Here is an 8,678-nt window from a genome sequence, read left to right as displayed (position 1 = left end):
TTCCATACAGCTGCCTCCGCCCGCTCCCATCCCTCTTCCCTCGCCCCCCGTCCCCGTCCACCCATCCCCCCACCGGAAGGGCCCCCGCTCATGCCGTCCAGCAGCCGCCCCCTCAGCACCGCCTTCAGCACCGCCCTGTCGGTCGCCGCCCTCCTGCTGACCGCAGCCATCCCCGCCTCCGCCACCACCGCCGCAGACGCCACCCCCACACCGTCCGGCGCCAAGCCCTCACACCGCTCCCCGGTCCTGGTCGACTGCCTGGGCCACGGCCAGGTCAAGCCCGGCGACTACATGCTGGCCTGCGGGGACGGCAACAACGGCTTGCGGGGCCTGCGTTGGGCCGACTGGAGCGGCCGCATCGCCCACGGTGTCGGGCGCCAGGTCGCCAACGACTGCGTCCCGGACTGCGCCGAGGGCCACTTCCACACCTTCTGGGTGGGCGTGGAGGCGTACCGCCCCGTCGCCCGCAAGGGCAAGGCCCCGTACTTCTCCCGGCTGAAGGTCGTCTACCTCGACAAGCGCCCGGAGGGTTCGGGCCCTTCGCAGACCTACCCGCTCGCCCCCTGACAGACGCGGGCGCAAAAGCAGACGAGGCCGCACCCGTACGGAACGGGTGCGGCCTCGCGGCTTACTCGGATTACAGGGTTACCCGGGTCACGCGGATTACCTAGTAACTGCGGCCCTTGGCGCTGTCCCTCGCCTCGATCCACCCCTTCTTCCCACTGGGCAGCTTCGCGTAGTACCACCAGTTGCCGTGCGAGCTGAGGCCCTTGCAGTACGCCTTGAAGTTGTCCTGGTAGAACAGCCCCTTGGTGATCTTGTACGTCGCGCCCGGCCCGCTGTGCATGTACGACTCGTGGTTGTGGCCTTCGTAACTGAAGATGTCGATGTGCCGCCAGTGATTCGTCACGTTCTTGGAGCATGCCTTGCTGCCCACCGCGGCTGCCGACGGTGCCGCCGTGACGGCCCCCGCGAGCAGGGCGGCCCCCACCGCGGCCACCGTGCCCATCCTGCGCAACCTCGTCTTGCTCACGTGCTCTCCCTCGTCGTTCTCTCCGGTCACCACGCGGCGGCCGGACGAGCAGAACGCTAGGGAGGCGCACCAACAACTTGCCAACGCACAGCAGTTGGCACTCACACGCCCCAGGTGACCGGGAGGTTCTTCACCCCGTAGATGTCCGCGGTCTCAGGGCGCAGCCCGACCTCGTCGGCCGGTACCGCCAGGCGCAGCGTGGGGAAGCGCTGCACCAGCGCTGCGAGAGCCACCCGCATTTCGACGCGGGCCAGTTGCTGCCCCAGGCACAGGTGGATGCCGTGGCCGAAGGCCAGGTGGCCGCCGTCCTTCCGGTGGATGTCGAGCACCTGGGGGTCGGTGAAGCGCTCCGGATCGTGGTTGGCCGTGTGGTACGAGAGGATCACCGTCGTGCCGGCCTCGATCGTCTGGCCATCCAGCTCGACGTCCTCCAGCGCCGTCCGCATGAACGACTTGCCGACGCTCAGATACCGCAGCAGCTCCTCCACCGTCTGGTCGATGAGACCGGGATCGGCGCGCAGCGCGGCCAGTTGGGCCGGGTTCTCCAGCAGCGCGAAGGTGCCGAGGGACAACATGTTCGCGGTCGTGTCGAACCCGGCCGCGAGCAGGATCAGGCCGATCCCCTTCAGCTCCTCATCGGTGAGGTCGCTGTCGGTGAGCTCGCTGAGTACGTCGTCGGTGGGGTGCGCGCGCTTGGCAGCCACCAGCTGTTCGAGGTACTGCTGGGTCGCGGTGTAGGCCGCGATCAGCTCCTCCTCGCTCACCTCCCCGTTCATGAACTTGTCAATCTGTTCCTGGAAAGAGGCCCGGTCCTCGTACGGCACTCCGAGGATTTCACAGATGATGATGGTCGGGATGGGCTTGGCGAACGCGGTCACCAGGTCCACCGGCTGACCGTCACCCGCAGGGCCCGCCTCCTCCATGGCGTCCAGACACTCGGCGGTGATCTGCTCGATGCGCTCGCTGAGCAGACGCATGCGCCGCGCGGTGAACTTGCCCACCAGCGGCTTGCGGTAGCGGCTGTGCTGCGGCTCGTCCATGAGCAGGAACTCGCCGGGCGGCGCCGGAGGGAGCTCGAAGTCGACCAGGTTCATGAGGTCCTTGCGCGAGCTGAACCGCGAGTCGGCGAGGACCGAGCGGACCAGGTCGTATCCGGTGATCAGCCAGCCGGGCTTGCCGCCGGGGGCGAGGTGGGTGAGACGGCTGATGGGGCCATGGCTGCGGGCCTCGGTCAGCTCCGCGGGCGGGTCGAAGGGGCAGCCGGCCTGACGCGCTGTCGGCAGCGTCGTGACGGTGTGGACGGATTCGGTCATGACCATTCCTTCGATCAGCGGTCAGGGGTCAAAGGGCAAAGGGCAAGGGGCAAGGGGCAAGGGCAAGGGCAAGGGCAAGGGCAAGGGCAAGGGCAAGGGCAAGGGGCAAGCAGGAGTCAGGAACGCGAAGTCAGGAGTGGAGAGCTTCGGTGATCTTGCGGGCCATCTCGGCCATGGCGGGGCTCGTCGCCCCGCCCTTCTGAGCGCGGATCGAGGATTCGACGACGACATCGATGGTGCTGCGGAAGTTGTCGGCCTCGGCCGGGTCCTGCTCGGTCAGCAGGGCGACGGTGGCGGTCAGAGCGGGCAGCACGTGGTCGGCGAGCTCGGCGGTGGAGCGGCCGTTGAGGTCCTTGATCTTCCCCCTTCCGGCCAGCACGTGCCCGACCAGACCGGTCGCGGAGGTCAGAGCGATGGAGCCGTGGGTGCCGACCTTGTGGGCCGAGCCCGCGGCACCGGCGGCGGACATCAGCGAGACGGCGCCCCAGGCGGCGGTGCGCAGGGTGTCCTTGTCCTGCTCGGAGAGGGTGACGGGCTTGGTGTTCACGGTCTTGGCGTTCATGGCGGGGCTCCCTATTACTGGTGGCTGATTACTGGTGGCTACGGGCTGTTCTCCGCAGCGGCCGAACTCTTGATGCCCCTACGTTCGCCGCCGGGCCTGTCAGCCCCCTGTCACCGCCCTGACACCACCGCTGATACGGGTCCCACGACACGCGGGTGCGGCCACGTGACCCATCCCGTGGCCGCACCCGCACCGCACGCTTCGCAGCTACTTGCTCCTCAAAGCCGCCGCACGCCCGCTCCTCACTTCCCCGGCGACACCACCATCGCCGACCCCCCACCCCGCCGTACCTTCTCGGCCGCCGCGAGCCACTTCCCTCCCGCGAGCCGCTGCACGCCCGTCGCCGCCCCGATCTCCGGGTTCTGCTTGAAGGAGTGCCCGAGCTTCTCCAACTCACCGCGCAACGGGCTGTCCCACAGCCCCGGTTCAAGCTCCGTCTGCGCCGCGTTGCGCTGACTCGCGCGCGGCGCAGCGATCGCCTCCACCAGCGGCAGCCCGCGATCCACGAACCCCGTCAGCGTCTGCAGGACGGTCGTGATGATGGTCGCGCCACCAGGCGAACCCAGCGCCACCACCGGCTTGTTGTGCTTGTCGAGCACGATGGTCGGCGCGATCGACGACCGCGGCCGCTTGCCGGGCCCCGGCAGGTTCGGGTCGTGCACGGCCGGGTTGGCGGGCGCGAACGAGAAGTCGGTGAGTTCGTTGTTCAAGAGGAAACCTCGGCCGGGCACCGTGATGCCGCTGCCACCCGTCGACTCGATGGTGAGGGTGTACGAGACGACGTTCCCCCACTTGTCGGCGGCCGTCAGATGCGTCGTGTTCTCGCCCTCGTACGTCGTCGGGGCCGCGGTCCCACCGCCCCCGCACCCCGCCGGGTGCCGTGGGTCGCCCGGCGCCAGCGGACTGGTCAGCACCGCGTCGTCGCGGATCAGGCACTCCCGCGAGTCCGCGTACTTCTGCGAGAGCAGCTCCTTCGTCGGTACGTCCTCGAAGGCGGGATCGCCCACCCACCGCCCCCGGTCCGCGAAGGCGATGCGGCTCGCCTCGATGTAGCGGTGCAGGTACTTGGCCTGCGTCGCCTTCGAAAGGTCGGTCCGCTCAAGGATGTTGAGGGCTTCACCGACCGACGTGCCACCCGACGAGGAAGGCGCCATGGAGTAGACGCCGAGCCCGCGATACGAGGTGCGGGTCGGGGCTTGGCGCTTCGCCTCGTACACCTTCAGGTCCTTCAGCGACAGGTCGCCGGGCCGGGCGTTGCGACCGGACGCCGGGTCCACGGGCGGCTTGTTCACCGTCCGTACGACGTCCCTGCCTATCCCACCCCGATAGAGCGCGCCGATCCCCCGCTCCCCCAACTCCTTGTAGGTGCGCGCCAGATCAGGGTTCTTGAAGGTGGAGCCGACGACCGGGAGCTGCCCGCCCGGCAGGAAGAGCTTCGCCGTGGCGGGGAAGTCCGCGAAGCGCTTCTGGTTGGTCTCGGTCTGCGAGCGGAACGTCTTGTCGACGGTGAAGCCGTCGCGGGCTAGGCGCTCGGCGGGCTTCAGCAGCGTGCCGAGGTGTCTGCTGCCCCAGGAGTCGAGCGCGGACTGCCAGGTGGCGGGCGTGCCGGGGGTGCCGACGCCCAGGCCGCTGGTGACGGCGTCCTCGAAGGGGAGCGGCTTGCCGTTCTCCAGAAAGAGGCCGGAGTCGGCGGTGAGCGGGGCGGTCTCACGGCCGTCCAGGGTGTGGACCTTGCGGGACTTCGCGTCGTAATAGACGAAGTAGCCGCCCCCGCCCACTCCCGCCGAGTACGGCTCGGTGACGCCGAGCGCGGCCGCCGTCGCGACGGCGGCGTCCACCGCGTTGCCGCCCTTCTTCAGGACCTCGATCCCGGCGGCGGAGGCATCGGCGTCGACGCTCGCGACGGCCCCGCCGTACCCGACGGCGACCGGCACCTTCTCCGGCGACGACGACGAGGCCGTTTCCGCTGAACGCGTAGACGAAGGGGGCGCGGCCGCACCGACCGACACCAATACCCCACCGACCGCCAATAGCGTCAGATTCCGTACGACAGCGCGGCGCATTCGTACCTCCAGTCAACAGGCGTCTGCGCAGCGTAACTTCGGGTCCCCGCGCGCGTCAGGTCCCCCTCGAACACCGGTCCAGGGGCCCGCTAGCATGCGCCCCCATGACTGAAGACGTGCGCAATATCGTCCTCGGCCTGATCGCGGTCGGCCTCAGTGCCGTGCTGGGCTGGCTCGCCCGCACCTACCTGTGGAAACGAAGACTCCGCCGCAAGCAGGCTTTCTTCGGGCTGCCCGACAACTCCGAGTCGCTGCTCGTGGTCAACCGCGACAACGCGGGCGGCCCGGAGCTCACCGTGGTGCGCCACGACGTGTCCGCGCTCCTCGAACTCGCCGCGCTCATCAAGGACTGCGGCGCCCACGCCCAGCTCATCGCGCACGACGCCGCCCAGCAGAGCTTCGGCGAGCGCACCGAGTTCTGCGTCGGCAGCCCGGCGGCCAACCGCCGCATGGCCGCGCACATGCACTCGCTCCTGCCCGGCGTCCGCGTGAACACCGACCCGGAGCCGGGTCCGGACCGCGGCGCCTTCCAGATCGGCAGCGAGCGCTACCGCCTCGAGGGCGGCATAGCCGAGTACGTGATCCTCGCCCGCCTCACGGCCGGGCAGGGCACCGAGGCCCGCCCCGTCTTCCTCTTCTGCGGCCAGCGCGCGGTCACCAGCCAGGCCGCCACCCGCTACCTGGCGCGCCACCACGAACGCCTCTCCCGCAAGAACGGCAACAACGCCTTCGTGCTGCTGCTGAAGGTGGTCAACTCCCAGGCGTACGGCCCGGACGTCGTCGAGCTGGTCGCGGACGTGACGCGCGCGGCCCAGACTCCGCCGCCGGTGGCCGCCAACGGCAAGGGTGCGCATCGCGCCAAGTGACGGCGCCGGTTCCTCCGTTGGAGGCGCTGCCCTTCCGCCCCCTGGCCCCCTGGCCCCTGCCCCCCTGGCCGGACCCAGCAGGTCGGGAGCCCTGCCGTCCAAGCGGACGGCAGGGCTTCGACCTGTCGCCGATATACGTCCCGCTCACACGCCGGGCCCGTGGTGCATTTTGAGTCGACCTCGCAGCAGCCGGGGCCGAGCTCCACCGGAAGGGTTGTCATGACCACGATGACCTCGTTTACTGCGGGCAACCGGGCAACACCTGAGACTCACGGAGGCGCATCAGTCTCATGAGGAAGCGAATAGCCGTCCTGACGGCACTCATCCCCGCCCTGCTGAGCTCCACGGTCGGCGTCGGCGTCGCCGCCGCGCACCCCGCGCCGCACGCCGCCCCGGCGGTGGTCACCCTGACCTATGACGCCGGCGCGGCCGGCCAGTGGGCGGGCCCGATCAAGCAGGCCGTGCAGAACTGGAACGAGGCGGTGCACAACGTACGCCTCGAACCGGCGCCCACCCCCGGCTCGGCCGACTTCGTCTACGAAGCGACCGGCGGCTGGCCGCAGGCCACGCTGGGGCCGATCTTCCCCGGCGGCAACGGCGAGGTGCAGCTGGGCCAGCAAGCGGTGGACGAGGGCCACGACCCGACGCGGATCGCGGCGCACGAGACCGGCCACATCCTCGGACTGCCCGACCACTACAGCGGCCCGTGCTCGGAGCTCATGTCCGGCCACGGCCCCGGCACCTCCTGCAAGAACGCCAAGCCCAACGCGGCCGAGGCGGCACAGGTCGACAGCAACTACGCCGCCGGGTCACCGGTGACGCGCCCGCAGCACCACCCGGTGGTGATCGACGTCTGGTCCGGCCGGGCTCCCGTCGCCTCGCGCTGATCGGCGCCCACCGCCAAACCCACGGGCAAAACTCAAAGGTCCGAGCCGAGGTCCGTTCGCATCGCGTCTCGGAGCGTCTTGATGGCCTTGATCAGACGGCCGAACTCCGAATCCAACTGTGTCCCGGGGGCGTTCTCCTGAATTCTGTCCCGCAGGTCCCGTAAGCGCCGCAGAGCATTCTCCGAAGGCTCAACGATGTGCTTGGGCGCAGTGATCGCCATCTGATAGCGAATCTCGTACGCGCCGCCTTCTCTGTACAGGTCACCGGCTCGCTGTGCGCGCTCTTCAGCTGCGAGGTTCGGCAGTCGAACGAGATCCTTGAGTTGATTTCGTGTCCGTGTGAGCGCCACCAGGTACTCGCCGTACAGCTGCCGCTTCAGCTCTTGTTGTCGCATCGACTGGTCGCGCTTCCAGCGGACGCGATCCGCGATCAATGTGGAGCCGACGCCGACGACAGCTCCGAGCCCCGTGCCTATGAGCGTCCCGATATCCACCGCCGCACCCTAGATCAGCAGGACGTTCCGCACCATGCCGCCGCCGTCGACGCGACCGTCCGCAGCGACCACTCCCAGCAATGACGCAACCACGAAACGGAGTCAATCCATGACGAAGCTGTGAAAAACAGCCCAACAGGCAACCCAAGGGGACCTACCCCCCTCTCTCCGGGCAGATCACGTTCGCACGGAGGTACGTCCCCTTGAAGCACCACCGCTCTTCGAGCCGCCGCCCGCTGCACTCCCGGATACGCACCCGGCACGCGGTACTCGCGGGCACGGCCGCCCTGGCCGCCGCCGCCCTGACCGCCTGCTCGGGCGGCGGCTCGGCGGGCGCCGACATCGCGGACAAGGCGCAGATCTCCGTGAACCTCCAGGGCGACCAGGCCAAGGCCGGCCAGCCCGTCAAGGTGACCGCCAAGAACGGCAAGCTGAAGAAGGTGACCGTCGCCGACACCAAGGGCGGCAAGCTCAGCGGCAAGGTCTCCGCCGACGGCAAGACCTGGACCTCGGACCGCAAGGTCGCCCCGGGCGCCGACTACAAGGTCGAGGCCGACACGGACAAGGGCCTCGCGAAGGCGTCGTTCAAGACGGCCGCCCCGGACAAGGTCAACAAGCTGACGCTCACCCCGGGCAAGGACAAGACGGTCGGCGTCGCCCAGCCGCTGTCGATCGTCTTCGACCACCCGGTCAAGAACAAGGCCGAGGTCGAGAAGCACCTCAAGGTCTCCACCTCGAACAACACCACCGGCTCCTGGGGCTGGATCAAGGACTACTCCGGCAAGGACCGCGTCGACTGGCGCCCCAAGGAGTACTGGAAGTCCGGTACGAAGGTGAAGCTGGACGCCGACCTGAGCGGCATCGACTCGGGCGGCGACGGCGGCTGGTTCGTGCGCGACTACGACACCAACTTCACCATCGGCAAGAACCAGCTGGTCAAGGTCGACCTGGACAGCAAGCAGGCGACACTCATACGCGACGGGAAGACCGTGAAGACGGTGCCGATGTCGGCGGGCACCCCGGGCGGCGAGAAGGCGTCGTGGGGCGGCACCTCCGTCCTGATGGCCAAGGAGGGCACGATCAACATGCGCTCCGAGACGGTCGGCCTCGGGGACTCGTACAACAAGATGGTGGACTACTCGATGCGCCTGACCTGGTCGGGCATGTACGCGCACGCGGCCCCCTGGAACGCCTCGTACTTCGGCAACACCAACCACAGCTCCGGCTGCATCGGCATGAGCGACGCCAACGCCTCCTGGATGTACGGCCAGGTCCAGATCGGCGACCCCTTCGAGGTCACCGGCAGCGGCTCGAAGGGCGTCCCGGACCCGGGCAACGGCTACGGCGAGTGGAACATCAAGTGGGGCGACTGGCAGGCGAAGAGCGCCCTGAAGTAGGCGCCGCGTAGCCGCAACTATCGTTACCGGGACGTAACTTACCGACGGGTTACCCCCGGTAAA

General features: G+C 68.9%; 9 protein-coding genes. 4 read left to right on the top strand and 5 right to left on the bottom strand.

What is annotated here, in order from left to right; all coding sequences use genetic code 11:
• Positions 1 to 90: 90 nt before the first annotated feature.
• Positions 91 to 567 carry a hypothetical protein gene (locus ACQB60_RS29765; protein ID WP_496929185.1) on the top strand — a complete coding sequence of 159 codons (477 nt, stop codon included), beginning with the start codon at positions 91 to 93 and terminating at the stop codon, positions 565 to 567.
• A gap of 100 nt (positions 568 to 667) precedes the next feature.
• Here the strand turns inward: ACQB60_RS29765 and ACQB60_RS29760 are convergent, their stop codons facing one another.
• The 4 genes from ACQB60_RS29760 to ggt all read right to left on the bottom strand — a co-directional run bounded on the left by ACQB60_RS29760 (position 668) and on the right by ggt (position 4,971).
• The gene (locus ACQB60_RS29760; RefSeq protein WP_496929184.1) at positions 668 to 1,033 is read right to left on the bottom strand and encodes a hypothetical protein; all 366 of its coding nucleotides are present in this window, start codon (positions 1,031 to 1,033) and stop codon (positions 668 to 670) included.
• 101 nt (positions 1,034 to 1,134) lie between these two features.
• Complete coding sequence (locus tag ACQB60_RS29755; RefSeq protein WP_496929183.1) at positions 1,135 to 2,346, bottom strand: cytochrome P450; 1,212 nt, start codon at positions 2,344 to 2,346, stop codon at positions 1,135 to 1,137.
• Positions 2,347 to 2,476: 130 nt separating this feature from the next.
• On the bottom strand, positions 2,477 to 2,908 hold the full coding sequence (locus ACQB60_RS29750; RefSeq protein ID WP_496929182.1) for a hypothetical protein: 432 nt from the start codon (positions 2,906 to 2,908) through the stop codon (positions 2,477 to 2,479).
• Between the two features lie 242 nt (positions 2,909 to 3,150).
• The gene (gene ggt / locus ACQB60_RS29745) at positions 3,151 to 4,971 is read right to left on the bottom strand and encodes a gamma-glutamyltransferase (protein ID WP_496929181.1); all 1,821 of its coding nucleotides are present in this window, start codon (positions 4,969 to 4,971) and stop codon (positions 3,151 to 3,153) included.
• Between the two features lie 104 nt (positions 4,972 to 5,075).
• On the opposite strand from ggt, the gene ACQB60_RS29740 reads away from it, so the two are divergent.
• Both ACQB60_RS29740 and ACQB60_RS29735 read left to right on the top strand, forming a co-directional pair.
• Positions 5,076 to 5,837 carry a hypothetical protein gene (locus ACQB60_RS29740; RefSeq protein ID WP_496929180.1) on the top strand — a complete coding sequence of 254 codons (762 nt, stop codon included), beginning with the start codon at positions 5,076 to 5,078 and terminating at the stop codon, positions 5,835 to 5,837.
• A gap of 290 nt (positions 5,838 to 6,127) precedes the next feature.
• Positions 6,128 to 6,724 (top strand): snapalysin family zinc-dependent metalloprotease, encoded by a 597-nt coding sequence (locus ACQB60_RS29735; protein ID WP_496929179.1) that lies wholly within the window; start codon positions 6,128 to 6,130, stop codon positions 6,722 to 6,724.
• Between the two features lie 32 nt (positions 6,725 to 6,756).
• Here the strand turns inward: ACQB60_RS29735 and ACQB60_RS29730 are convergent, their stop codons facing one another.
• Positions 6,757 to 7,218 (bottom strand): hypothetical protein, encoded by a 462-nt coding sequence (locus ACQB60_RS29730; RefSeq protein WP_496929178.1) that lies wholly within the window; start codon positions 7,216 to 7,218, stop codon positions 6,757 to 6,759.
• A gap of 203 nt (positions 7,219 to 7,421) precedes the next feature.
• Here ACQB60_RS29730 and ACQB60_RS29725 point away from each other — a divergent pair, with 203 nt between their 5' ends.
• Positions 7,422 to 8,615, top strand: coding sequence for a L,D-transpeptidase (locus tag ACQB60_RS29725; protein WP_496929177.1), 1,194 nt, complete (start codon positions 7,422 to 7,424; stop codon positions 8,613 to 8,615).
• Positions 8,616 to 8,678 lie beyond the last annotated feature (63 nt).

This window comes from Streptomyces odontotermitis, from assembly GCF_050510915.1.
GTDB lineage: Bacteria > Actinomycetota > Actinomycetes > Streptomycetales > Streptomycetaceae > Streptomyces.
This window is presented reverse-complemented; position numbering and strand designations above follow the sequence as displayed.